This window comes from Mesorhizobium sp. M0904, from assembly GCF_040319475.1.
Lineage (GTDB): Bacteria > Pseudomonadota > Alphaproteobacteria > Rhizobiales > Rhizobiaceae > Mesorhizobium.
The window spans coordinates 90,446-113,383 of the sequence record NZ_JAMYOC010000019.1; the positions used below are offsets into that span (position 1 = coordinate 90,446).

23 protein-coding genes are annotated in these 22,938 nt (G+C 62.2%); 11 read left to right on the forward strand and 12 right to left on the reverse strand.

What is annotated here, in order from left to right:
* Window positions 1–18: 18 nt before the first annotated feature.
* The gene (locus NKH80_RS20550) at window positions 19–1,074 is read right to left on the reverse strand and encodes a sugar phosphate isomerase/epimerase family protein (protein WP_254816745.1); all 1,056 of its coding nucleotides are present in this window, start codon (window positions 1,072–1,074) and stop codon (window positions 19–21) included.
* A 393-nt stretch (window positions 1,075–1,467) separates the two neighbouring features.
* Between NKH80_RS20550 and NKH80_RS20555 the strand changes: the two genes are divergently transcribed.
* The 5 genes from NKH80_RS20555 to NKH80_RS20575 are packed head-to-tail and all read left to right on the forward strand — an operon-like array spanning window position 1,468 to window position 5,562.
* Window positions 1,468–2,355, forward strand: coding sequence for a sugar phosphate isomerase/epimerase family protein (locus NKH80_RS20555; RefSeq protein WP_023675190.1), 888 nt, complete (start codon window positions 1,468–1,470; stop codon window positions 2,353–2,355).
* A gap of 55 nt (window positions 2,356–2,410) precedes the next feature.
* Window positions 2,411–3,580 carry a mandelate racemase/muconate lactonizing enzyme family protein gene (locus NKH80_RS20560; RefSeq protein WP_352737548.1) on the forward strand — a complete coding sequence of 390 codons (1,170 nt, stop codon included), beginning with the start codon at window positions 2,411–2,413 and terminating at the stop codon, window positions 3,578–3,580.
* 1 nt (window position 3,581) lies between these two features.
* The gene (locus tag NKH80_RS20565; protein ID WP_292661187.1) at window positions 3,582–4,298 is read left to right on the forward strand and encodes a FadR/GntR family transcriptional regulator; all 717 of its coding nucleotides are present in this window, start codon (window positions 3,582–3,584) and stop codon (window positions 4,296–4,298) included.
* A gap of 1 nt (window position 4,299) precedes the next feature.
* A complete protein-coding gene (locus NKH80_RS20570) occupies window positions 4,300–5,280 on the forward strand; it encodes a hydroxyacid dehydrogenase (protein ID WP_352677652.1) in 981 nt (326 codons plus the stop codon).
* A 42-nt stretch (window positions 5,281–5,322) separates the two neighbouring features.
* On the forward strand, window positions 5,323–5,562 hold the full coding sequence (locus NKH80_RS20575; RefSeq protein ID WP_352993173.1) for a hypothetical protein: 240 nt from the start codon (window positions 5,323–5,325) through the stop codon (window positions 5,560–5,562).
* A gap of 158 nt (window positions 5,563–5,720) precedes the next feature.
* Here the strand turns inward: NKH80_RS20575 and NKH80_RS20580 are convergent, their stop codons facing one another.
* Window positions 5,721–7,016, reverse strand: coding sequence for an amidase (locus NKH80_RS20580; RefSeq protein WP_352993175.1), 1,296 nt, complete (start codon window positions 7,014–7,016; stop codon window positions 5,721–5,723).
* Between the two features lie 120 nt (window positions 7,017–7,136).
* Here NKH80_RS20580 and NKH80_RS20585 point away from each other — a divergent pair, with 120 nt between their 5' ends.
* Window positions 7,137–7,484, forward strand: a complete 348-nt coding sequence (locus NKH80_RS20585; protein WP_023675184.1) for a GFA family protein — start codon at window positions 7,137–7,139, stop codon at window positions 7,482–7,484.
* On the opposite strand, the gene NKH80_RS20590 is transcribed toward NKH80_RS20585, so the two are convergent.
* The gene (locus tag NKH80_RS20590; protein WP_352737549.1) at window positions 7,481–8,704 is read right to left on the reverse strand and encodes an MFS transporter; all 1,224 of its coding nucleotides are present in this window, start codon (window positions 8,702–8,704) and stop codon (window positions 7,481–7,483) included. The two genes, NKH80_RS20585 and NKH80_RS20590, sit on opposite strands and share 4 nt — an antisense overlap.
* Window positions 8,705–8,795: 91 nt before the next feature.
* On the opposite strand from NKH80_RS20590, the gene NKH80_RS20595 reads away from it, so the two are divergent.
* The gene (locus NKH80_RS20595; RefSeq protein WP_352737550.1) at window positions 8,796–9,776 is read left to right on the forward strand and encodes an AraC family transcriptional regulator; all 981 of its coding nucleotides are present in this window, start codon (window positions 8,796–8,798) and stop codon (window positions 9,774–9,776) included.
* A 12-nt stretch (window positions 9,777–9,788) separates the two neighbouring features.
* Here NKH80_RS20595 and NKH80_RS20600 read toward each other — a convergent pair whose 3' ends face one another.
* The 8 genes from NKH80_RS20600 to NKH80_RS20635 all read right to left on the reverse strand — a co-directional run bounded on the left by NKH80_RS20600 (window position 9,789) and on the right by NKH80_RS20635 (window position 17,067).
* Window positions 9,789–10,070: a hypothetical protein gene (locus NKH80_RS20600; RefSeq protein WP_352448400.1), complete on the reverse strand. Its 282-nt coding sequence runs from the start codon at window positions 10,068–10,070 to the stop codon at window positions 9,789–9,791.
* Window positions 10,071–10,316: 246 nt separating this feature from the next.
* Complete coding sequence (locus tag NKH80_RS20605; protein WP_352993178.1) at window positions 10,317–11,420, reverse strand: ABC transporter ATP-binding protein; 1,104 nt, start codon at window positions 11,418–11,420, stop codon at window positions 10,317–10,319.
* Window positions 11,420–12,523 carry an ABC transporter ATP-binding protein gene (locus tag NKH80_RS20610; RefSeq protein WP_352993180.1) on the reverse strand — a complete coding sequence of 368 codons (1,104 nt, stop codon included), beginning with the start codon at window positions 12,521–12,523 and terminating at the stop codon, window positions 11,420–11,422. Before NKH80_RS20610 ends, NKH80_RS20605 begins: the two co-directional genes overlap by 1 nt.
* The gene (locus NKH80_RS20615; protein WP_023675179.1) at window positions 12,520–12,741 is read right to left on the reverse strand and encodes a hypothetical protein; all 222 of its coding nucleotides are present in this window, start codon (window positions 12,739–12,741) and stop codon (window positions 12,520–12,522) included. Before NKH80_RS20615 ends, NKH80_RS20610 begins: the two co-directional genes overlap by 4 nt.
* Entirely contained in the window at window positions 12,738–13,697 is a 960-nt protein-coding gene (locus NKH80_RS20620; protein ID WP_352993182.1) for a carbohydrate ABC transporter permease, read from the reverse strand. The genes NKH80_RS20615 and NKH80_RS20620 overlap by 4 nt, the downstream gene beginning before the upstream one ends.
* A gap of 1 nt (window position 13,698) precedes the next feature.
* Entirely contained in the window at window positions 13,699–14,604 is a 906-nt protein-coding gene (locus tag NKH80_RS20625; protein WP_254816733.1) for a carbohydrate ABC transporter permease, read from the reverse strand.
* A 92-nt stretch (window positions 14,605–14,696) separates the two neighbouring features.
* Window positions 14,697–16,013, reverse strand: coding sequence for an ABC transporter substrate-binding protein (locus NKH80_RS20630; protein WP_352448404.1), 1,317 nt, complete (start codon window positions 16,011–16,013; stop codon window positions 14,697–14,699).
* 358 nt (window positions 16,014–16,371) lie between these two features.
* Window positions 16,372–17,067 carry a TetR/AcrR family transcriptional regulator gene (locus NKH80_RS20635; protein WP_502900978.1) on the reverse strand — a complete coding sequence of 232 codons (696 nt, stop codon included), beginning with the start codon at window positions 17,065–17,067 and terminating at the stop codon, window positions 16,372–16,374.
* A 109-nt stretch (window positions 17,068–17,176) separates the two neighbouring features.
* Between NKH80_RS20635 and NKH80_RS20640 the strand changes: the two genes are divergently transcribed.
* From NKH80_RS20640 to NKH80_RS20650, 3 genes are read left to right on the forward strand one after another with little or no spacing between them, the layout of a single operon-like run.
* Entirely contained in the window at window positions 17,177–18,373 is a 1,197-nt protein-coding gene (locus NKH80_RS20640; protein WP_352448405.1) for a Tm-1-like ATP-binding domain-containing protein, read from the forward strand.
* 11 nt (window positions 18,374–18,384) lie between these two features.
* Window positions 18,385–19,224 (forward strand): phosphoenolpyruvate hydrolase family protein, encoded by an 840-nt coding sequence (locus NKH80_RS20645; protein WP_352448406.1) that lies wholly within the window; start codon window positions 18,385–18,387, stop codon window positions 19,222–19,224.
* Window positions 19,225–19,250: 26 nt separating this feature from the next.
* On the forward strand, window positions 19,251–19,670 hold the full coding sequence (locus tag NKH80_RS20650; RefSeq protein ID WP_352448407.1) for a cupin domain-containing protein: 420 nt from the start codon (window positions 19,251–19,253) through the stop codon (window positions 19,668–19,670).
* 12 nt (window positions 19,671–19,682) lie between these two features.
* Here NKH80_RS20650 and NKH80_RS20655 read toward each other — a convergent pair whose 3' ends face one another.
* Window positions 19,683–20,870, reverse strand: a complete 1,188-nt coding sequence (locus NKH80_RS20655) for a M24 family metallopeptidase (RefSeq protein WP_352993184.1) — start codon at window positions 20,868–20,870, stop codon at window positions 19,683–19,685.
* A 365-nt stretch (window positions 20,871–21,235) separates the two neighbouring features.
* Here NKH80_RS20655 and NKH80_RS20660 point away from each other — a divergent pair, with 365 nt between their 5' ends.
* A complete protein-coding gene (locus tag NKH80_RS20660) occupies window positions 21,236–22,846 on the forward strand; it encodes an ABC transporter substrate-binding protein (RefSeq protein WP_352993186.1) in 1,611 nt (536 codons plus the stop codon).
* The last annotated feature ends 92 nt before the right edge of the window (window positions 22,847–22,938 follow it).

The following is a 22,938-nucleotide window of genomic DNA, read 5'->3' on the forward strand; positions in this document are numbered from 1 at the left end:
GGGGAGGGAATATCTGTGCTAGATCCCCATCATGCCGCGCAGCACCTTTTTATCGGTCGTGCCGCCGGCGAAGTCGTCGAATGCTTTTTCCGTCACCCTGATGATGTGGTGCTGGATGAAGGGAGCGCCTTCGGCCGCACCATCCTCCGGGTGCTTGAGGCAGCATTCCCATTCCAGCACCGCCCATGAATCGTAATTGTATTGGGTGAGCTTGGAGAAGATGCCGCCGAAATCCACCTGCCCGTCACCGAGCGAGCGGAAACGCCCGGCACGGTTGGTCCAGCTCTGGTAACCGGAATAGACGCCTTGCCGCCCGGTTGGATTGAACTCGGCATCCTTGACGTGGAACGCCTTGATCCGCTCGTGGTAGATGTCGATAAATTCGAGATAATCGAGCTGTTGCAGCAGGAAGTGCGACGGGTCATAGTTGATGTTGCAGCGCTTGTGGCCGCCGACCGAATCGAGGAACATCTCGAATGTCGCGCCGTCGAACACGTCCTCGCCTGGATGAATTTCGTAGCCGACATCGACCCCGTTTTCGTCATAAACGTCGAGGATCGGCGTCCAGCGTTTGCCAAGTTCGGCAAATGCCTCCTCGATCAATCCCGCCGGCCGCTGCGGCCAGGGGTAGAGGTATGGGAAGGCCAACGCTCCGCAAAACGACACCGACGCCTTGAGCCCGAGATTCTTCGACGCCTTGGCGGCGAACTTCATCTGTTCGACCGCCCATTGTTGCCTGGCTTTTGGATTGTTGTGCACCGCAGCCGGCGCGAAGCCGTCGAACTGCGCGTCATAGGCGGGATGCACCGCCACCAATTGCCCCTGCAGATGCGTCGACAGTTCGGTGATCTCGACGCCGGCATCGGCGCAGATGCCCTTCACCTCGTCGCAATAGGCCTTGGAGGAGGCTGCCTTCTCGAGATCGAACAATCGGGCGTCCCATGTCGGGATCTGCACGCCCTTGTAGCCCAGACCGGCCGCCCATTTGGTGATCGAGGCCAGCGAATTGAACGGCGCGGCGTCACCCGCAAACTGCGCCAGGAACAGACCAGGTCCCTTCATCGTCGTCGGCATCGGCATCTCCCTAATGTTTCACGACCAAGCATAGCGCCGATTGAAAACAGGGCCAGCGTCTTTGGTCTCTTTGCACAGCGCGCTCAGCGCCGCTATTCTGGTATTACCAAATGCCGAAATCTGGTCAAGCCATTTGACGCGCTGCCGCAGTCCTGCAACCATGCCGAGTTAAGCCACATGTTTAAGTATAATCAATAGCATAGACACGAGCCAACGCTTGATGGCAGCACTTCTTGCCGTCCAGATGAAATTACTGTAGACCTCCCATCAAGCCCAATTGGTCGAACCAGTTTGCAAAAAAATGCTGGGACGCCTTGGGGAGGAATCATGCGGCGGCTTCGGCAGAGTGCGCCGCAGGCAAACTGGTACAGGCGATTCTGGGAAGGATAGACCATGCATCTTTCGACGCACAATTGGATGCGGGCGGAGCCGCTGGAAACGACGCTCAAGCGCATCAAGAAATTCGGCTATGAGTCGATCGAGATTTCCGGCGAACCCGAACAGTACAAGCCCAAGGAGACGCGCGCACTGTTGAACGAGTACGGCATTCGCTGCTGGGGAGCGGTGACGCTGATGCTGGGCGAGCGCAATCTCGCCGCCAAGGACCAGGGCCAACGCGAGCGGTCGGTGCAGTACGTCAAGGACGTGCTGACCATGGTCAGCGAGCTCGACGGCGAGATTATCACGCTGGTTCCCGCCACCGTCGGCAAGGTCGTGCCGGACGGCACCGAGGAAGAGGAATGGAAATGGGTGGTCGACGCCACCCGGGAATGCTTCACCCACGCCAAGAAAGTCGGCGTCAAGATCGCGGTTGAGCCGCTCAACCGCTTCGAGACTTATCTGTTCAACCGCGGCGCCCAGGCACTGGCGCTGGCCGATGCGGTCAGCCCCGAATGCGGCGTCTGCCTCGACGCCTACCACATCCACATGGAAGAATTTAACGTCTACGACGCGATCCGGCAGGTCGGCAAGCGCCTGTACGATTTCCATGTCGCCGACAACAACCGCTTCGCCGCCGGCCTCGGGCAGATCGACTGGCCGAAGATCGTCGGCACGCTGAAGGAGATCGGCTATGACGGCGCGCTGACCAATGAATTCGTCGCTCCGGTCGACCGCACGCCGGCTGCTCCCTATCCCGACATGGTCGAACGCAACCCCGTCGACATCTCGCCGGAGCAGTTGAAGTTCATTCAGGACCACGGCTCCAGCGTGCTCACGGAGAAATTCTACACCGACCAGATGCGCATCAACGCGGAAACGCTGCTGCCGCTGATCAAGTAGCCGAGCCGTTTGGAAAGAGCCCTTCCGCCTCACCGCGGCCGGGCCGAGGATGAACATGCGCATCAAAACGGTCCAAGCCTGGTGGGTCCGCATACCGATCGAAGTCGCGAAGCAGCACCGCAGCGACTTCGGTCAGGTGGCGACGTTCGACGCCGCCATCCTGCGCATCGAGACCGACGACGGGCTGGTCGGCTGGGGCGAGGGCAAGAATGCCGCCGGCAGCGCCGGCAGCTACGGCGCCCTTGTCCATTTGCTGAACTACGAGGTCGGCCCGCAGCTGGTCGGCCGCGACCCGGCTGACATCGGCGTCATCTGGGAGATGCTCTATAATGGCACGCGCCACGACAGCGCCGCTCGCGCCGGCCACGCCATGCCGCAATTGGCGCGACGCGGCATGAGCATCGCCGCTATCAGCGCCGTCGACATCGCATTGTGGGACATTCTTGGCAAATCGCTCGGCGTTCCGGTCTGGCGGCTGCTCGGCGGCCGCAAGCTGGACCGCATGCCGGCCTATGCTTCCGGCGGCTGGGCTACTGCGGAAGCCATCGGCGACCAGCTGCAGTCCTACATCACCAAGGGCGGTTTCAAGGCGCTGAAGATGCGCGTCGGCGCCATGGACGGCGCCCCACATATCTCGGCCGCTCGCGTCCGTGCCGCCAGACAGGCGCTCGGTCCCGATATAGACCTGATGGTCGACGCGCACGGCACCTACACGGTGGCCGAAGCCAAGCGCTTTATCCATCTCGCCGGCGACCTCGATCTCGCCTGGTTCGAGGAGCCGGTGATCGCCGACGACAAGCCCGGCATGGCCGAGGTGCGCGCCTGCGGTTCGATCCCGATCGCCACCGGCGAAAGTGAGGCGACGCGCTATGCCTTCCGCGACCTCGCCGTGCTCAAATCCGCCGATATATTCCAGCCGGATCCGGCCTTTTGCGGTGGCATCAGCGAGGCGATGAAGATCGGCACCATCGCCAGCGCCTTCAATCTGCGCTTTGCGCCGCATCTTTGGGCCGGCGCGCCCTGCTTCTTTGCCGGGTTGCATGTCTGCGCTGCTTCACCGGCGAGCTTCACCGTCGAATATTCGCTCGGCGCCAACCCGATGATCCACGATCTGATCGAAGAGACTGTCGAAGCAAAGGACGGTATGGTAGCGATCCCTGATAGACCCGGGCTGGGATTCACCATTTCGGAGCGGTTCCTGGAGGCGCACGCGCAACACGGCTGACATGAAAGAAAAGAACCTTCTCGCGGAACTCGCCGCCTATCTGTTCTCCCATTCGGACAAGGAGACGGGCCGCACGCCGTCGGAGCGCGAACTGGCAGAGCATTTCAGCGTCAGCCGCGGCCAGATCCGCGAGGCGCTGGCCATTCTCGAGGCCATGCGCATCGTCGAGCGACGGGCGAAATCCGGCATCTACATCGATACGAAGCAGGCGAGCGTCGAGGCGATGGCGCTGTTCGCCCGCGCCGGCCTGCCGCTCGATCCCGTCCAGATCTACGAGACGGTCGAGTTGCGCAAGATCCACGAGATCAAGGCCGCCGAACTTGCCTGTTCACGCGCCACCGAGGAGAATTTCGAGCGGCTGCGCGAGATCCTGAAGGCCTCCGAGGATCGCATCGCCGCCGGTGAAGGGCTTGCCCGGGAAGACCGCGAGTTCCACCTCGAGATCGTGCGGGCGACCAAGAACAGCGTCTTCCACAATATCTGCAGCGTCTACTACATGATGGGTGAGCTGCGCCTGCCGATCTATTTCAACGATCCCGAACGCAGCGTGCGCTCCCATGCCGAGCATATCCAGATCTACGAGGCGCTGCTGCGCCGCGACGGCAATCTCGCCCAGGCGCTGATGAGCGCCCACCTGCAAGGCGCGGAAAGCTACTGGAAGGGGCTGATCGAGGGGCGTGGGGCGGAACCGGAAAGCCCTGCGCTCGAAAAGGCCTGAAATGCCCAAGATCCTGTCAACACACAGACTGCACCCTCGTGCCGCTTCCATGCTGACCGGGGCCGGCGAACTCGTCGTTGCTTCCGCCCTCGATGCGGCCACGCTGGCCGCCGAGGCGAGGAACGCCGATGTCATCATCGTTCGCGCTCCCTTGCCTGCGGCGCTTTTCGAAGGCGCGAAGAAGCTCAGGGCCGCGATCCGCCACGGCGCCGGGCTGGACATGGTACCGATGGAAGCGGCCAATGCGGCCGGCGTGCTGGTGGCGAACGTGCCGGGGGTGAACGCGCGATCTGTCGCCGAATATGTGATGTTCGCGGCGCTGGCGCTACTTAGGCGCTTCCGTGTGTTGGACCGCGACTTGCGTGCGAAGGGCTGGCTGGCGGGCCGCGAACACACGGTGGTGGCCAGCGAGCTAGCGGGCAAGACGATCGGCATTGTCGGCCTCGGCGCGATCGGTCAGGCGGTTGGCCACATCGCCGCCCATGGGTTCGATCTGAATGTGGTGGCGACGACGCGCAGCATGCGGCCAGCGCCGGACAGGGTCGGCTTCCTGTCGATCGATGCACTCATCGAGCAGAGCGACATCATCGTTCTGTGCTGCCCGCTGACGCCCGAAACACGGGGGCTGATCAGCCGCGAGCGCATTGAGCGGATGAAGCCGGATGCGCTGCTGATCAATGTTTCGCGCGGGCCGGTGATCGATGACAACGCGCTGATCGAGGCCTTGCAGAAGGGCCGCATCGGCGGCGCTGCGCTCGATGTTTTTGCTACACAACCGCTACCGCCCAACCATCCTTATTTCGGCTTCGACAACGTCATCGTCACCCCGCACATGGCTGGGATTACCGAGCAGTCGATGATGCGCATGGGCGTCGGCGCGGCTGGCGAAGCCTTGCTGGTGCTGGCCAACAGATTGCCGGTCAATCTGCGCAACGCCGAAGTGGTCGAGCACTACCGGCGGCGGTTCCCTGCCGATTTCTGAAAGCGCCCCAATTTTCCCGAATTCGCCGGCGATGGTGCCGGCATGGCAAGCGTCACAAAATTCCTGCTGACCGCCGGCTTCTGCGTGGCGACGGCGCAAGCCTTCGCCAACGGACAGGGTAGCTACGTGTTCTGCGACAACGGCATACGCTGCGTGGCGGCACCCTGTCCATCGAACAGCGCACTCGACCTCGCAGCTGGGAAGCTCATCAAAGGCGTTTCAATCGACATCGATCGCCTGCCGCAGCAAGACAAGGCGCTCGATCTTTCAGACAAGCTCTAGGCCGGCAAGGTCGTTGTTGTCGGCTCGATCGAGAACCGCACCCGGACCTTCAACGGCAAGCGGTACACCCTGCCTTGGCTGGTAGCCACCAGCATCGAACGCGCCGCCAAGGACAGCGAACGCGGCCACTGCTCGTCGCGCTGACACGCGCTATCCGATCAATTTGCAAGCAGCCCCTCCACGCCCGCTGCGATGCGCAGCAGGTGGTGGTCATGGCCATTGCGCGCCACCAGCATCAGCCCGGCCGGACGCGTCATTCCCGGCATCGGCAGCGAGATGGCTGATAGATCGAACTGGTTGGCGACCTGCGTGTTGCGCAGCAGAAGGCCTTCCGTCCTGTTGCACAGAGCCTCGTCGCTGGTCATCGACACGATCGTCGGCGCCGTCACCGGTGTGGTCGGCAGGGCCAGCACGTCGACCGACGCCAGCCGGTCATCCATCGCGGCGGCCAGCGCCGTGCGGCGGCGCATTGCCCTGATATAGACCGTGGCCGGAATGGCGGCGGCGCGCGACAATGGCCCGCTTACCCGCGGGTCGACCGGCCTCGTCGCTCCCGTCGCCAGCCAGTCGGCATGGATCTCCGCCCCTTCCATCGCCGCGATCGACGCGCGTTGGGTTGTCACGCGCAGATCGGCAAGCAGGTCGTCGATCGACAGCTCCACAAGCCGTGCGCCGCTAAGCTCTATCTTGCGCAGACACCGGTCGAACGTCGTCGCGACCTCTTGCTGCGTATCATCGAACAGCACGCCGCGCGCAATACCGATGCGCAGGCCGTCCAGCGGCAGCGGCAACAGTGCCGCCAGGTTTTCGCCCGACATCACCGCATCGGCCGCCGCACATTCGGCGACGGTGCGGGCCAGCGGACCGATCGAGTCCAGCGTGGCTGACAGCGGAAACGCACCCGCAAGCGGCACGCGCCGCGCAGTCGGCTTGAAACCGACGACGCCATTCAGCGATGCCGGAATGCGCACCGAACCACCGGTATCGGAACCGATGGAGATTTCGCTGGTGCCTTCGCCCACCGAAACGCCGGCGCCTGAGGAGGAGCCGCCCGGAATACGGCTGGCATCGCTAGCATTGCCGGGCGTGCCATAATGTGGATTGACGCCGATTGCAGTAAAGGCGAACTCGGTCATGTTGGTCTTGCCGAGGATGATTGCACCGGCCTGGCGCAACTGTTGCACGACAATGGCATCCCGCAGCGCCGGCGCTGCGTTGGCGAGCAGCAGAGAGCCGGCCGTGGTCGGCTCGCCGGCGACATCGAACAGATCCTTGATCGAGACGATCGCCCCATCGAGCGGCCCGAGCGTGACGCCGGCTTTTCGCCGCGCATCGGTAGCGTCCGCTGCCGCCCGTGCGGCTTCCGGGTAGAGCTTTACGAAAACCCTCTCATCGTCGACGCGAGCGGCAAGAGGCGAAAGAATTGCTTCGAGGTGATCGCGGGCTGATTGCATTTTTCGGTGTCGGACTCCGCGCGTTTGCAACGTCTTAAGGTAGCAGCCAGAAACTGGCCGCAGGAGACATAACCCGGCACGGTCGGATTTGCACCTGTCGAACCGAAGGAGGAAGGCCCGATGCTCTACCAAGGCAGCTGCCACTGCGGCAAGGTCGCGTTCGAGGTCGAAGGCGAGCTGACCGGAGCCGTTCGGTGCAATTGCTCGATCTGCTCGCGCAAGGGTGCACTGCTATGGGCAGTTCCGCATGAGAGCATGCGGGTGCTTGCCTGGGGCGATGATCTCGGTCGCTACAGCTTCGGCAACCATGTCATCGCCCACCGCTTCTGCCGCAGCTGCGGCATTCACCCCTTCGCCGAGGATGTCGGCGAAGGGAGCGGGCGAAGTGCCTATATCAATATCAATTGCATCGAGGCGTTGGACGTCGCCGCCGTGCCGGTCTTCGACTTCGACGGCCGTTCCGTTTAGGCCTTGGGGTCGTCGATCGGCTTGGGGCCAAGGAAGAACGCCGCCAGTGCCGCAAGCAACGTCGCCGCCGCGCAATAGGCGAAGGCGGTGGCAACGCCGGTATTGTCGACCAGCAGGCCGCCGAAGACGGCGCCCAACGCGATCGCGACCTGGAACGTCATAACCATGAGCCCACCGGCGCTTTCCGCCTGATCGGGGGCGGCCCGCACCAGCCAGGTCTGCAGCCCGACTGGGACGGCGCCGAAGGCAAAGCCCCAGCTGGCCACTGCTATTGCAGCCACGACGGGTGAAACTCCGACCACCAGCAGCAGGAGCGCCGAAAACGCGATCAGCAGGGGCGCCAGGCTGACGGCTGCCTTGAGGCTGCGTTCGGCAATGAAGCCGCCGGCAAAATTGCCGAAGAAGCCACCAATGCCGTAGGCGAGCAGCACAAGCGAGATCGTCTCGATGTCCAGCGCGGGCACCTTCTCGAGAAACGGGCGGACATAGGTGAAGCCGGCAAAATGTCCCGAGGCGACCAGCAGCACCACCAGCAGTGCCACCCTGATCATCGGCCGCTTCATCACCTCCAGCAGCGTGCGAAAACCTGCCGTACCTGCAGGCGGCAGCTTCGGAATGGTAGCCACCTGCACCAGCAGCGCCAGCGCACCGACCACGGCGGCGATCATGAACGCCGTCCGCCAGCCCCAGATGTCGCCGACATAGGCGCCGACCGGAGCCGCGCAGACCGTCGCCACCGAAACGCCGGTGAGAATGATCGACATGGCGCGCGGCATCAGCCGCATCGGAACGAGCCGCATCGCCATGGCTGCCGACATCGACCAGAAGCCGCCAAGACTGATCCCGAGCATGATGCGGGCAATCAGAAGAACGGGAAGCGAGGACGCAAACGCGGCCACCAGGTTTGACAGCACAAGCAGCACCGTCAGCGCCCACATGACCAGCCTGCGGTCCAGCCGCTTGGTGACAATAGCCATGGTCGGCGCCGCAATCGCACCAATGACGGCGGTGGCCGTTACCGCCTGCCCGGCGGCGCCTTCGGTGATGCCGAGATCCTGCGCAAGCGGCGTCAGCAGGCTGGCAGGCAGAAATTCCGCGGTCACCAGGCCAAAGACTCCGAGCGCCAGGGAGACCACCGCCCCCCATGCGGGCTCGGATCGTTCGCCGGTTTCCGATGGGTCGAGAACGGCGTCCATGACGCCTGTCGCGGGTTCGGTCATGAGGGATCTCCGATCTGGTTGCAGCGCAGCATCTGGCTGCAGTGCAACATAGGGAGTGACTGTCTGGAGTTTCCATGCTAGAAACACCATTATGCTTGACCGTTCGTCCAAAATCCCCGTCACCGGTGATCCGCTGACAGACATATTGCGCGGATTGCGCCTCGAAGGCGTCGATTACGGCCGTTGCGAGATGAAGGAACCCTGGGGCATCCATTTTCCGGCTCAGGCGGCGGCACGGTTTCATTTCATCGGCCGCAAAGGCTGCTGGTTGCTGCAGCCGTCCGGCGAATGGGTGGAACTGAAGGCGGGCGACGCGGTATTGTTGCCGCGCGGCTCAGCCCACACGCTGGCAAGTGAGCCGGGCACCGAGGCGGCGCCGATCCACGGCTATGAGGTCGAGGAAATCTGCAAGAATGTCTATTGCATGTCGAATGACGGCGTGCCCGGCTGCCGTCCGGGGACCTTGCTGTTTTTCGGCAGCATGTATTTCAATCTCGATGGCTTGCACCCCTTGCTCGGCATGATGCCGGACGTGATGCGCGCGCATGAGTTGGAAGCCTATGAGCCAGGCATCCCGCATTTGCTGGAGGCGATGGCTCGCGAGGTGACGATGGAGCGCGTCGGCTCCGGCGGCATCCTGGCGCGGCTGGCCGATGTGCTCGCCGCGACCGTCATCCGCTCATGGGTCGAGCGCGGCTGCGGCGACTCTTCCGGATGGATCGCGGCGGTGAGGGACCGCGAGATCGGCCGAGTGCTGGCCGCGATCCATCTGGAACCGAGCCGCGACTGGACGGTAGACGCTCTGGCAAAGATGATGGGCTCCTCACGATCAGGTTTCGCCGAGCGCTTCGCAACCATTGTCGGCGAAACACCGGCAAAGTACGTCACGCAGGTGCGGATGCACCAGGCGAGGCAATGGCTGGTCCGCGACCGGCTCAAGATTTCCGTCGTCGCGGCTCGTCTCGGCTACGAATCCGACGCCTCCTTCAGCCGCGCCTTCAAACGGGTCATCGGATCGCCGCCCAGCCATTTCCGGGCCGAGGAACAGGCTGATATCCGCCAGGCCGGCTAAACGTTGGCCGGGTTATTGCTCGGTGATGCAGGCCGAGCCGGCGCTGCTCTTGCAATATTTGCCGGAGGCCCCGCACCTGCCATCCGAGACTTCCACGACGGTGCCGCTCAACAACAGTTTGCAGTCGCTGGTGGACAGATTGACCGTGCCGTTGAGGTCCTTGATCTTCTTGGCGTCGACCTTCGCGCCGGCGACAACTTTCTTGGCTGCCTGCGCCTCGCCCAGATGCGCCGCCGACAATCCCATACCGGCGACGAGCAGGATCGTCGCAAAACTGCGGAACAGATTTCCCATAGCCAACCCTCCGTTTTGGGCCTCCAAATTGGGCTTGCAAAGCCCGTTTGGGACCAGAGGATCAGCCTATTCGACAAATCGGAGCATCCGCATCCCCCGTACGGGGGATGACGAGAAGACTCGAGCATTTCGCAGCCAAGCGGAATCACGTGGCGTCGCACAAATGCGGCTAAAACACATGGATAGAGCGGCATGCACGGTTCACTTTGAACGTATCCCGCTCTAGGGCAGTAAAGACGGTTGTACTTAGCCGGCGTGACGCAGGCTTATTCCGCTGCCCTTGTCGAACAGCACCACCTTGTCCGGGTTCCAGGCAAAGCGCACCGGCTGCTCTATCTGGACGTCGGTCCTCGCAGGCACGGTGGCGCGCAGCATGGCGTCGCCGACCCGCAGCGTCAGGATCTTCTCGACGCCATGGTTCTCGACGTCATGGACCCGCGCCTCGACCGGCGCGCCGGTCTCGAGATAGACGTCCTCGGGACGAATACCGAAGACGAGCGGGCGACCGTCGGTCGCCGCGCCCGTCTTGGCCCCCCCCGGAGTCTTGGCGCCCCCCGCAACCGGCGGTTCGAATTTGAGCGGCGCCATCACCGCACGGCCGTTGACGAGCTTGCCGTCGATGAGGTTCATCGGCGGCGAGCCGACGAAGCTTGCCACGTAGGTGTCGCGCGGATTGTTGTAGATCTCGTACGGCGTGCCGGTCTGGACGATGCGGCCATGGTTGAGCACGCCGACCTTGTCACCCATCGACATCGCCTCGATCTGATCGTGCGTCACGAACAGGAAGGTGGCGCCAAGCTGCATCTGCAGGTTCTTCAATTCGGTGCGCAGCGCCTCGCGCAATTTGGCGTCGAGCGCCGACAACGGCTCGTCCATCAGGAATACCCGCGGCTTGCGCACGATGGCGCGGCCGATCGAGACGCGCTGCATCTCGCCGCCTGAAAGCCTGTCGGTCTTGCGGTCGAGCAGATGCTCGATGCGCAGCGTCCTGGCCGCGCGGTCGACACGATCCTTGATCTCGGCATCGGGCAGCCGGCGGATCTTCGGCTTCAGCGGAAATTCGAGGTTCTGGCGCACCGTATAGCGCGGATAGAGCGAATATTGCTGCAGCACCAGCGCCACGTCGCGCTCGGCCGCGCCCCAGTCGGCGACATCGACGCCGTCGATGAAGACCTGGCCTTCGCTCGGTTTTTCCAGGCCGGCAATCATGCGCAGCGTCGTCGTCTTGCCGGCGCCGGTCTCGCCAAGCAGGACGAAGAACTCGCCATCGGCGATGTCGAGATCGAGCCCGGTCAAGGCGGTGTGGTTGCCGAATTTCTTCGAGATGTTCTTGAGCTGGATGTGGGCCATCAGAGTCTCACTCCCAGCGATTTGCCGCTCGCCGTGTCGAAGAAATGCGCCTGGCTGGGATCGATTCTGACGAAGACTCTTTCGCCGGGGCCGCCGATGAAGCCGCTCTTGGTGCGCGCACGCAGCATCTTGGAGCCGACCTTGAGGTCGACGATGTCGAAGGACCCGAGCGGCTCGACGATCTGCGTCTCCACCGGCAAGAATCCCTCGGCGGCTTCGCGGCGGACGAGGACGCCTTCCGGCCGGATGCCGAGCGCGAGTTGGCTGCCGGCATGGCCGTTGAGCTTCGACAGCAAGGCGCGCGGGAATTCGAAACCGGCGGCCGCATCGCCGACCGTGACCGAGGCCGATGAGGCTTTCTCGGTCACCGAAGTGTCGGCGACGTTCATCACCGGGCTGCCTACAAATTGCGCGACGAAAAGATTCGCCGGATGCGAATAGACCTCGTCCGGCGAGCCGACCTGCTGCAGCACACCTTCATGCATGATGACGATGCGGTCGGCGAGGCTCATCGCCTCGATCTGGTCGTGGGTGACGTAGATGCTGGTCGAGCCCTGCTTGATGTGCAGCCGCTTGATCTCGGCCCGCATCTCCTCGCGCAGCTTGGCATCGAGCGCCCCGATCGGCTCGTCCATCAGCATCGCCTTCGGCCGCCGCACCAAGGCTCGGCCGATCGCCACGCGCTGCATGTCGCCGCCCGACAGCGCCGACGGTTTATTGGCGAGGAGATCGCTGATCTGCAGCGTCTTGGCGACCGAGCGAACCTCGCTGTCGATCTCGGCCTTGCTCTTGCGCGTCGCCCTGAGCGGAAAGGCGATGTTCTCATAGACGCTCATATGCGGATAGAGCGAGAACGACTGGAAGACCATGGCGATATCGCGATCGGCGGCCTTGAGGTGCTGGACCGGCTTGCCGTCGATGAGGATGTCGCCGCCGTCGATCGTCTCCAGCCCGGCAATCGCCCTGAGCGTCGTCGTCTTCCCGCAGCCCGACTGGCCGAGCAGCACGATGAACTCGTTGTCGTCGATCTTCAGGTTGAGGTCTTTGATGACCTGGACGGCGCCGAAATATTTCTGGACGCCTCGAAGCTCGATCTGGGTCAATGCTGTGCCCCCGGATTTGCCCCTTGCCCGGTGCCGGCCTTCTCCTCCGGCGCGATCTTGGAGGTGATGTTGAAGCCGATCAGGCCGATCAGGATGATGGTCACGCCATAGCTGTGCAGCAGCATGTTCCACGGCTGGCAGAGCGCGATGATACCGAGCACCATCAGCACCTGGCTGCCCGGTTCGAGATATTTCTGGTTGATGTCGCGAAAGCTCATTTGCGGATCGCTCCAAACGACATGCCGCGCAACAGGTGGTTGCGGAGCAGGAAGGTGAAGATCGCGACCGGCAGCAGGAACAGGAAGGTTCCGGCGGCAATCACCGTCCAGTCCGGCAGGCCGGAACCGATCTGGCTGGGGATGAAGGGCGGTGCTGTCTGGGCACGGCGGCTGGTCATGATCAGTGCGAAGGCATATTCGTTCCACGCCGTGATAAAGCAGAACACGGCGGTGGCGGCGATGCCGGTGGCGGCCTCGGGCAGCACGATCTTGAAGAAGGCCTCCATGCGCGTATAGCCGTCGACGAGGGCCGCCTCCTCATACTCCTTGGGGATCTCGTCCATGAAGCCTTTCATCAGCCACACCGAGAAGGACAGGTTGAAGGCGGTGTAAAGGATGATCAGGCCGATATGGGAATCGTTGAGGCCGACCGCCCGGTACATCAGGAACATCGGAATGGCGACGACCACCGGCGGCAGCATGCGTGTCGACAGGATGAAGAACAGTAGGTCCGCCTCGCCTTTTACCTTGAAGCGCGAGAACCCATAGGCGGTGAAGGTGCCCATGCCGACGGCCAGGACGGTCGAGGTTATGGCAACGATCAGTGAGTTCATGAAACGGCTCGGATAGCCCGACCACTGCACCTGGCCCTTGCCGTCGCGCACGATCTTTTCGCCCCCATTGAAGACGACGCGCTCCCACCACGGCGCAGCCGCGTACTCCTCCGGCGACGGCGGGCTGCGCAGCTGCGAACGCTTGGTGAACAACTTGACGAAGGGCGATATCTCCGGCTGGAAAACCACCGTCGGCGGAATGGTGGTGGCGAGGTTGCGCGGCTTGAACGCCGTCGAGGCGATCCAGTAGATCGGCGCCAGGAAGATGATCGTCACCAGCAGGACAGCGACGATGGCGATCCGGTTGAAGGTGATTTCGGAAGAAGTGCGGACTGCGGCCATCTCAGCGCTCCTTCACCTTGTTGAGGTATTTGACATAGATGTTGGTGATCGCCAGCACCATGATCAGCACGATGTAGGCGAGCGCGCAGGAACGCCCGGTCTGCCATTCCTGGAACGCCATCTTGTAGAGCCGGATCGAGATCAGCTCGGCCGTCGGCTGGCTGGTCAGGATGTAGGCGAGGTCGAAGGTCTTGAACGCCTCCATGGTGCGGAAGATGACCGCGATCATCAGGATCGGCGCAACCAGCGGCAGCGTTATGCGGAAGAAGGTGTAGAACGGCCCGGCCCTGTCGATCGCGGCTGCCTCGTAGAGATGCTTGGGCACGGCCGACAGGCCGGCCAGCGACAACAGCATGACGAAGGGCGACCACATCCAGATGTCGGTCAGCGCGACCGCGTAGAGCGCCATTTTCGGATTCGACAGCCATTCGAAGGTACCGAGGCCCAGCGCATAATTGATGATGCCGAAGGACGGATCGTAGAGCAGCTTCCAGAACAGGCCAACGACGGCCATCGACAGCATCATCGGCAACAACAGGAGCGTCGTCAGCAGGCCCTTGAGCGGAATGTCGCGGTTGAGCAGCATGGCCACCCCGAAGCCGACGAGCAGCTGGCCGGCGACCGAGATGATGACGTATTTTGCGGTGATGGCGAAGTTGGACCAGACATAGGGATCGCTGAGCAGGTCGCGATAGTTTTGCAGCCCGACGAAATTCGCCGCCGCGCTGGTCGAGGCGCGGAAATCGGTGAACGAATAGCCCAGCGAATAGATCAGCGGGAAGATGTTGAAGACGATCAGAAACAGGATCGTCGGGATGATGAAGAGATTGCGGATCGAAATGTCGCTTAGACCGCGAGCGGCGGCCCGCGAGGACCTGTCCAGCGTGGTGATCATTGTGGTCGCCAAGACCCTGCTCCCAGTTCAGAAATCAGAAAGATTTCAAAAATCAGAAAAAGAAACGGAGGAGGCACGAACGCCCCCTCCGTGAAACTTCATGCTTATTGGCCGCGGCCATATTTCTTGAAGGTCGCGTTCCAGTCGGCTGCCAGTGCGTCCAGCGTCTCCTTGGCGGTGCCTTCGCCGCCGATCATGTAGGGATAGATGCGCTGGTTGAGCTGCTGCAGCAGTTCGGCATATTCCGGAACCGCCCAGAAGTCCTTGACCTTGAACATGGTCTCGTAGAACGCCTTGTTATAGGGCGTGGCGTTCTGGAATTCGGGCGATTTGAGCACGGCGGCACTGCAGGTGTAGCCGCCAAGCGCTGCCCATTTCTTCTGGGTCTCGTCCTTGATGAACCATTCCAGGAACTTCGTCGCCTCTTCCTGCTTCTGCGAGTAGGAAACGATGGAGATGCCCTGACCGCCGAGTGCGGCGAACTGGTCGCCGCCAGGTCCGGCTGGATTGGCGAAGAAGCCGGTGTTCTTGGCGTTCGGGTTCGACGCCTCGTTGATCAACGAGGGGAAGAACGCGAAGTAGTTCATGCTCATCGCGGCCAGGTTTTCAGTGATCGCCTGGTTGTCCTCGACGAAGAACGACTTGGCCCAGCCCGGAGGCGTGAACTTGTAGAGTTCCTTGTAGGCGTCGAGCGCCGCGATCGCCTTGTCGGAGTTGATGAAGCCATCGACCTTGTAGGTCTTATAGTCACCCAGCTCGCCGCCAAAGGAGAACAGCGCGTTTTCGAAGCCCATCGCCATCGCGTCATAAGAATTGTCGGTGTAGATGGCGATGCCGTATTTTTTCTGGTCCGGCCGGTAGAAGAATTCGGCGATGTCGCGTAGCGCCTTGAAATCCTTCGGCACGTCGAGATCGTAGCCATACTTGGCCTTGAAGGCTTCCTTTTCCTTGGGGTCTTCGAACCAGTCCTTGCGATAGGACCAGCCGACGGCGTCGCCTTCGAGCGGAATGGCCCAGTACTTGCTGCTGCCGCCCGGATATTCGGCATAGTATTTCACCGTGGCCGGTGCCATCACTTCACCGACCTTGTGCTTGTTGAAGAAGTCGGTCAGGTCGACATAGTGGCCACCGGTCGAGCCGGCACCAAGCCATTGCGAGTCGCCGACGACCATATCGTAGGCGTCGCCATGGGCGTTGAACTCGGTGAAGGCCTTGGTCTGGAAGTCGGGCCACGGTGTGGTTTCCACCGTGATCTTGACGCCGGTCTCCTTCTCGTACTCGTTGCCGAGTTCCTGCAGGTAATTGGCCGGATCCCATTCCGCCCAGAAGATTGTAAGTTCCTTTTCCTGCGCGTAGACGGACGTTCCGCAGGCGAGCACTAGGCCGATACCAGCAAGCAAGCTGGTCATTGTCTTGCGCATAATGATTTCCTCCCTTGTGCGCATTCTACCGCGTCATGCGAGCCGGCGGCGAGGCCGGCCCTGGTAGTCCTCCCGTGACGGCACCGTTCCGGTTTTTGAGCCTCCTCGCTCGACCGAAACGGATCTCAGCCTTCACCTTTGATCCGCTTTATTTGTCCTGATCTGGTATTACCAATTTAAGAGGAACGTCAAGCCCTTTCTTGGACGGTGGCGGACACGCAGACAAGTTGGCTTCTGCGATATCTGCCTGTTTTCCCTGAATTTTCCTACTCCTTGATACATGAATGCCTTACTTGGGCCGCTGCATCGCTAGTAGCATGAATAGCCAGGTTGAAAATCTGGTCGAACCAGATTGGCGTCATCTCACGACGGTCGTCGGCGCGATCCCATCTCCTTCAATCATCGATTCGGTCATAGCCGCGCGCACAAGAGCGCCGGCCGCCCATTGCGCAACCGACATCATACTGCGGCTATCCAATCCCCATATATCCTTTAAAACGATCAGCACCTCAACACCGAAGATCAATGACAGCGCCTGCGCGAGCCGCTTGAATTCGCGCGGCGGCAACCGGCCTTTGAGTGGCGCGATCGCATCTTTCAAAAGATCGACGCGATGGCCGCGCGTGAAGGCAGGTTCGCCGTCAAGCGTGCCTGCCTGTCGCTGCGCCCACTGGTCGAGCGACAGTTTCAGCGCCGCCTTGAACGTCGCTTCGAAGACCTCGATGCGCGGCATGGCGGTCTCGAACAGCTCGGCGACCCGGCGCTCGGGATCGGCAGAGCTCGATTTCCACGTAAGGATCGGCCCAAGCCCCTCATCGACCACCGCCTGCACCAACGCCGCTTGGCTCGGAAAATACCGATAGGCGGTGGCGCGCGAGACCTCCGCTGCCTCCGCCACCTCGCTGACGGAGGGCGTGGCGCCCGCCTGCATCAGCTTTGTCGCCGTCTCAAGCATGAGACGCCTGGTGCGCGCGCGGGCCCCGCGCTCTACTTGGGGGTTCGGCCCTTGGCTGGCATCGTCGTCCATTGCCGCTTGTTGACGTGAGACATTCATGTCAATACGATACGCGTGTCTCAAAAAATTGCAATGGCCCTTCGCGCCGTCGAACGGCCGGGCAAAAAGGGGCGGCAGCGCCGAGCACGCCCAAGACCGGGGAAACGCGATGAAGCGCATCTATGTGGTGGGCACCGCCGACACCAAGGGCGAGGAACTCGCATTTCTGGCCGATGCGGTCGCGGCTACCGGCGCTTCGATTGCCCGTGTCGACATCGGAACACGCGGCGCGACCGTGCCGGTCGATGTTTCGGCAGACGAGGTCGCCAGCCACCATTCCGAGGGTCGCAATGCCGTGCTCGGCGTCGACGATCGCGGCACCGCGGTGGCGGCGATGGCTGCCGCCTTTGCCCGGTTTGTCCAGTCGCGCAGCGATATTGCCGGGATTATCGGCATTGGCGGCGGTGGCGGCACCTCGATCATCACCGCAGGCATGCGCACGCTGCCACTCGGTCTGCCCAAGATCATGGTTTCGACGTTGGCCTCGGGTGACACCGCGCCTTACGTCGACATCTCCGACATCGTCATGATGCCGTCGGTGACCGACATGGCCGGCCTCAACCGGCTTTCGCGTGTCGTGCTGCACAATGCCGCCCAGGCGATATCAGGCATGGCGACAAAGCCGGCGCCGCCGCCCGAGGGCAAACCGTCGCTCGGCCTCACCATGTTCGGCGTCACCACGCCATGCGTGACCGCGATCGCCGATGAGCTTCGTTCGACTTATGACTGCATGGTCTTTCATGCCACCGGCACCGGCGGCCGCACCATGGAAAAATTGGCCGACAGCGGCCTGTTGTCAGGCGTCATCGACATCACAACGACCGAAGTCTGCGACTTGGTGCTTGGCGGCGTGCTGCCGGCGACCGAAGATCGCTTTGGCGCCATCGCCCGCACCGGGCTGCCTTATGTGGGCTCGGTCGGCGCGCTCGACATGGTCAATTTCTGGGCGCCGCCGACAATTCCGGAACGCTATCGCGGCCGGCTGTTCTATGAGCACAATCCAAACGTCACACTGATGCGCACCACTGCCGACGAAAGCAGAACGATCGGCGAATGGATCGGTACAAGGCTGAGCCTCTGCCAGGGTCCGGTTCGTTTCCTCATTCCGGAGAAAGGCGTGTCGGCGCTCGACATTGAAGGCGGCGCCTTCTTCGACCCTGAAGCCGATGCCGCTTTGTTCGGGGCGATCGAGCGTACCATCAAACCGGCCAAAACGCGGCGCGTGCTGCGCCTGCCGCTTCATATCAACGACCCCGAATTCGCCTGGGCTGCCACGACGGCCTTCCTCGACATCGCCAGACAGTGAGACACCAAGACATGGCCGCCATACCGCGCAAGAAAATCCTGGAGAAATTCCGCAAGATGATCGCGGACGGCGTGCCGATCGTCGGCGGCGGTGCCGGCACCGGCCTGTCGGCCAAGGCAGAGGAAGCCGGCGGCATCGACCTGATCATCATCTACAATTCCGGCCGCTACCGCATGGCCGGGCGCGGCTCGGCCGCCGGCCTGCTCGCCTATGGCAACGCCAACGAGATCGTCAAGGAAATGGCCTACGAAGTGCTGCCGGTAGTGAAGAAGACGCCTGTGCTGGCCGGCGTCAACGGCACCGATCCTTTCGTCATCATGCCGCTGCTTTTGGCCGAGTTGAAGACGATGGGCTTTTCCGGTGTGCAGAACTTTCCGACCATCGGACTGTTCGACGGCCAGATGCGGCAGAGTTTTGAAGAAACCGGCATGGGCTTCGGGCTCGAGGTCGACATGATCGCCGAGGCTCACAAACTCGACCTGTTGACCACGCCCTATGTCTTCAACCCAGACGAGGCGCGCGCCATGACAACAGCTGGCGCCGACATCGTCGTCGCCCATATGGGGGTGACCACCGGCGGCTCGATTGGCGCGACATCGGCTAAATCGCTGGACGACTGTGTGAGCGAGATCGACGCCATCGCCAAAGCGGCACGCTCAGCGCGCGAGGATATGATCCTGCTTTGCCATGGCGGGCCGATCTCGATGCCGGACGACGCCAGATATATTCTCGAGCGCTGCAAGGGCCTGCACGGGTTCTATGGCGCCAGTTCGATGGAGCGGCTGCCGGCGGAAGCCTCAATCGCCAGGCAGACGGCGGATTTCAAGGCGGTCACGTTCGGCGCTGCGTAGAGACCAGCAAACAGAAGGGTGGAACGATGACCGACAACAGCAAGGTATTCGTATATCCAAAAGACGTCAGCGCCTTCGGCTTCGACTGGGGCAGGCTGTCGCTGACGGTCGCTCCCGAAGTGAACGGCGCAAAGCGATTTTCCGGTGGTGTCGTCGACCTACCGTCAGGCAAAGGCCATACGCGTCATAACCATCCGGGTGCGGAGGAGATCATCTTTGTCATCTCAGGCAATGGCGAGCAGATGGTCGAAGACGAGAAAGGCAACCCGGTCGTCGAGAAAGTCGGCCCCGGCTGCACCATCTATGTGCCGGAAAGCCGCTTCCACTCGACGCTCAATACCGGCGACGGGCCGATGCAGCTTTTCGTCGTCTATTCGCCGGCAGGGCCGGAACTGGCATTGCGGGAGTTGCCGGATTTCAGGTTGATGCCGCCGGGCGGGAAGTGAGATAGAAGGCGCCTAAGCCCCACCCCTGTTCCAGCCCCTGCCCCGATCGCCGAACATGACGTAACCGGCATCGGTCACCGCCACCGTGTCCTCCAGCTTGATGAAGCCGCGCGTCGGGTGGAGCATGGTCGTCTCGACCGAAAGCACCATGTTCTTCTCCAGCGGCTTTGCGGCATAGGTGCCTTCATAGGTCACCGGATGGTTGGTCATCAGGAACGGCGCTTCATGCGTGATCAGCCCCATGCCATGCGCGAAGAAATCAGTATAGGCCGCAACCTTGGATTTCTTCAGAACGCCTTCGGCATGAGAAATCATGTCACCGCCCAGCGTGCCCGCCTTGACCTTGGAGAAGGCCGCCTGCTGCACGGTCTCGATCTCGGCCAGCAGATCCTCGAGTTCGGCGTCAGGCTCGCCCAGCACGCCCATGCGGCAAAGATCGCCGATATAGCCGTGGTAGTTGCCGCCGGAATCGATCGACATCACCTCGCCCTTCCTCCACGCCTGCGGCGAGGCGGCGCGGTTGTGGCTGGAGCCTAGCGTCAACAGGCAATATTCGAAATGCGCGCCGCGATTGGTCTCCTCGCGCCTGAGCTGTTCGATGATCTCGCTCTTGGTCGTGCCTTCGCGTGCCCAGCCGATGGTAGCCAGCATGGAATCGGTGATCAGCTCAGAAGCGATGCGCAGCTTTTCCAGCTCCGCCTCGGTTTTGATTGCCCGCATGCGCTCCAGCATATCAGTCGCATCGATCAGCTTGGCATCCGGCAGCGCGTTGCGGATCAGCATATAGGCGTCGGACGGCAGGAAGGCGGGCTCGATGCCGATGCGGGCATTGCCCTTGCCGATCTTTCGCAAATGCTCGACCGCCAGATTGGCGGCATCGAGCGTACCCCAGCAGGCGGCATGCAGTGTCGGCGTCCAGAACGGATGGTTCTGGTGCTCGCCGCCTTCCATGCGGTTGCCGATATAGGCGGCATGCTCCGGCCCACCTTTCTCATAGACGACGACAGGCAGATAACGGCTGTGGCCGATTGCATCCATGGCGGCGAAGAAGATGAACTTGTAGCCGCCAAGCAGATATTGCGTGTTGTGCTTGGAGGTGGCGAGCAGCACGTCGATGCCGGCCTCCTCCATCAGCCCGTCCACCCTGGCCTGGTCGAACGGCACGCTGCCGACGGCATTCTTGCCTGGGGCAATGTTCATGTCTCTCTCCCTGAAATCCCTTAGCCGGCCGCTCGCCGGCACCGGCTTTTCCGGCTCTGAACCTCGGCTATGCTTAAATCTGCATCATTTTGCCCGATCTGGTCCAGCCAGAACGGGCGAACCAGCCCCAAAAGCTGCTCCACCTGCTGCACTTTACTCCAGTCTGGTCCTGCTAAAACCGCGCGTCGAACCGTTTTCTGTCCAACTGGTCCAGCGGACGGAAATTTCAAAGCCACGTGAGGATGCGCCAATTCCGTCTTTGGCGAAACCCCGCACAAGGCCCATAATCAGCTTTGCAGGATGCTCACGAGCGTCCGAGGGGTACGGCGGACCCGGCGGGTCCGCGGAGAGGACGGAGTTCGATCATGCCAGAGTTCACCATTTCCAGACGTACAATGCTGGCCGGTTCGGCATTGCTGTTGGCCTCCACCGCCATGCCGACGATCGGCTCGGCGCAGACGCCGAGAAAGGGCGGACGACTGGTTGTCGCCGCCGATTCCGAGCCGCGCAATCTCAATCCGGCGATTGTCGCCTCGAACGGCGTCTTCTTCATTTCGAGCAAGATCGTGGAAACCTTGGCCGAGGCCTCCTTCGGCGGCAAGGACGGGCTCGATCCGCGCCTGGCGCTCAGCTGGGAAGGTGCCGCCGACGGCCTGTCGGTGACGTTCAAACTGCGCGAGGGCGTCAAATGGCATGATGGGAAGCCATTCACCTCAGCCGATGTCGCCTTCTCGGCGCTGCAGGTCTGGAAGCCGCTGCAGAATCTCGGCCGCACCGTGTTCAAGGATCTGGAGGCGGTTGACACGCCGGACGAAGCCACCGCCGTGTTCAAATTCGCCAAGCCGACACCGTTCCAGCTGATCCGCAACGCCTTGCCGGCGCTGAGCAGCGTGGTGCCCAAGCACATCTACGAGACCGGAAAGATCGAGGACAACCCGGCCAACAACGCCCCGGTCGGCACCGGTCCGTTCAAATTCGCCGAATACAAACCCGGCGAATATTACCGGCTGGAGAAGAACACGGATTATTGGGGCAAGGACGAGCCCCATCTCGACGAGATCATCTATCAGGTGCTGCCGGACCGCACAGCAGCGGCCAGCGCGCTCGAGGCCGAGGAGATTCAGCTCGCCGCCTTCTCCGCCGTGCCCCTCGCCGATCTCGACCGCATCTCCAAAGTGCCCGGCCTCAACGTGATCACCAAGGGTTATGAAGGGCTGACCTACCAGCTCGTCGTCGAGATCAACCATCGCCGCAAGGAGCTGGCCGACCTGAAAGTGCGCCAGGCGATCGCTCACGCCATCGACAAGGATTTCGTCGTCAAGACGGTGTTTCTCGGCTATGCCGCCACCGCCACTGGCCCGGTGCCGAAAAACGACCCGCAATTCTACACCGCCGACGTGCCGACGTACGCCTTCGACGTCGCCAAGGCCAACACCTTGCTGGACGAGGCCGGCTACAGCCGAGGCGATGACGGCAAGCGTTTTTCACTGAAACTGCTGCCGGCGCCCTATTTCAACGAGACCAAGCAGTTCGGCGACTATCTGCGCCAGGCGCTCGCCGCCATCGGCATCGACGCTCAGCTGGTCAACAACGACTCGGCCGCGCATATCAAGGCTGTTTACACCGACCACGCCTTCGACCTTGCGGTCGGGCCGCCGGTGTTCCGCGGCGATCCTGCGATCTCGACCACCATCCTGGTGCAGAGCGGCATTCCAGACGGCGTGCCCTTCTCCAACCAGGGCGGCTACAAGAACGCCGAACTCGATGCCCTGATCGCCAAGGCATCGGAGACGCTCGACACCGCCGCCCGCACCGAACTCTACAAGGAGTTCCAGAGAAAAGTTGCCGCCGACCTGCCACTGATCAACGTCGCCGAATGGAGTTTCATCAGCGTCGCACGTGATACGGTCAGGAACATCGCCAACAACCCGCGCTGGGCGGTATCGAACTGGGCGGACACTTGGCTGAAGGGGTAAGGAAGTCTCTCCAGACTTGCGCCCCGCTTGTGTGGGTGCTCAGCTTCAACGATGAGAGCTTTTTCGCGCCCCCCTCTGTCCTGCCGGACATC

Excerpts from the sequence above, each read along its gene's own strand:
- NKH80_RS20550 (WP_254816745.1), bottom strand. The coding sequence starts at position 1,074 with ATGCCGACGACGATGAAGGGACCTGGTCTGTTCCTGGCGCAGTTTGCG.
- NKH80_RS20555 (WP_023675190.1), top strand. The coding sequence starts at position 1,468 with ATGCATCTTTCGACGCACAATTGGATGCGGGCGGAGCCGCTGGAAACG.
- NKH80_RS20560 (WP_352737548.1), top strand. The coding sequence starts at position 2,411 with ATGCGCATCAAAACGGTCCAAGCCTGGTGGGTCCGCATACCGATCGAA.
- NKH80_RS20565 (WP_292661187.1), top strand. The coding sequence starts at position 3,582 with ATGAAAGAAAAGAACCTTCTCGCGGAACTCGCCGCCTATCTGTTCTCC.
- NKH80_RS20570 (WP_352677652.1), top strand. The coding sequence starts at position 4,300 with ATGCCCAAGATCCTGTCAACACACAGACTGCACCCTCGTGCCGCTTCC.
- NKH80_RS20575 (WP_352993173.1), top strand. The coding sequence starts at position 5,323 with ATGGCAAGCGTCACAAAATTCCTGCTGACCGCCGGCTTCTGCGTGGCG.
- NKH80_RS20580 (WP_352993175.1), bottom strand. The coding sequence starts at position 7,016 with ATGCAATCAGCCCGCGATCACCTCGAAGCAATTCTTTCGCCTCTTGCC.
- NKH80_RS20585 (WP_023675184.1), top strand. The coding sequence starts at position 7,137 with ATGCTCTACCAAGGCAGCTGCCACTGCGGCAAGGTCGCGTTCGAGGTC.
- NKH80_RS20590 (WP_352737549.1), bottom strand. The coding sequence starts at position 8,704 with ATGACCGAACCCGCGACAGGCGTCATGGACGCCGTTCTCGACCCATCG.
- NKH80_RS20595 (WP_352737550.1), top strand. The coding sequence starts at position 8,796 with ATGCTTGACCGTTCGTCCAAAATCCCCGTCACCGGTGATCCGCTGACA.
- NKH80_RS20600 (WP_352448400.1), bottom strand. The coding sequence starts at position 10,070 with ATGGGAAATCTGTTCCGCAGTTTTGCGACGATCCTGCTCGTCGCCGGT.
- NKH80_RS20605 (WP_352993178.1), bottom strand. The coding sequence starts at position 11,420 with ATGGCCCACATCCAGCTCAAGAACATCTCGAAGAAATTCGGCAACCAC.
- NKH80_RS20615 (WP_023675179.1), bottom strand. The coding sequence starts at position 12,741 with ATGAGCTTTCGCGACATCAACCAGAAATATCTCGAACCGGGCAGCCAG.
- NKH80_RS20620 (WP_352993182.1), bottom strand. The coding sequence starts at position 13,697 with ATGGCCGCAGTCCGCACTTCTTCCGAAATCACCTTCAACCGGATCGCC.
- NKH80_RS20630 (WP_352448404.1), bottom strand. The coding sequence starts at position 16,013 with ATGCGCAAGACAATGACCAGCTTGCTTGCTGGTATCGGCCTAGTGCTC.
- NKH80_RS20635 (WP_502900978.1), bottom strand. The coding sequence starts at position 17,067 with ATGAATGTCTCACGTCAACAAGCGGCAATGGACGACGATGCCAGCCAA.
- NKH80_RS20640 (WP_352448405.1), top strand. The coding sequence starts at position 17,177 with ATGAAGCGCATCTATGTGGTGGGCACCGCCGACACCAAGGGCGAGGAA.
- NKH80_RS20645 (WP_352448406.1), top strand. The coding sequence starts at position 18,385 with ATGGCCGCCATACCGCGCAAGAAAATCCTGGAGAAATTCCGCAAGATG.
- NKH80_RS20650 (WP_352448407.1), top strand. The coding sequence starts at position 19,251 with ATGACCGACAACAGCAAGGTATTCGTATATCCAAAAGACGTCAGCGCC.
- NKH80_RS20655 (WP_352993184.1), bottom strand. The coding sequence starts at position 20,870 with ATGAACATTGCCCCAGGCAAGAATGCCGTCGGCAGCGTGCCGTTCGAC.
- NKH80_RS20660 (WP_352993186.1), top strand. The coding sequence starts at position 21,236 with ATGCCAGAGTTCACCATTTCCAGACGTACAATGCTGGCCGGTTCGGCA.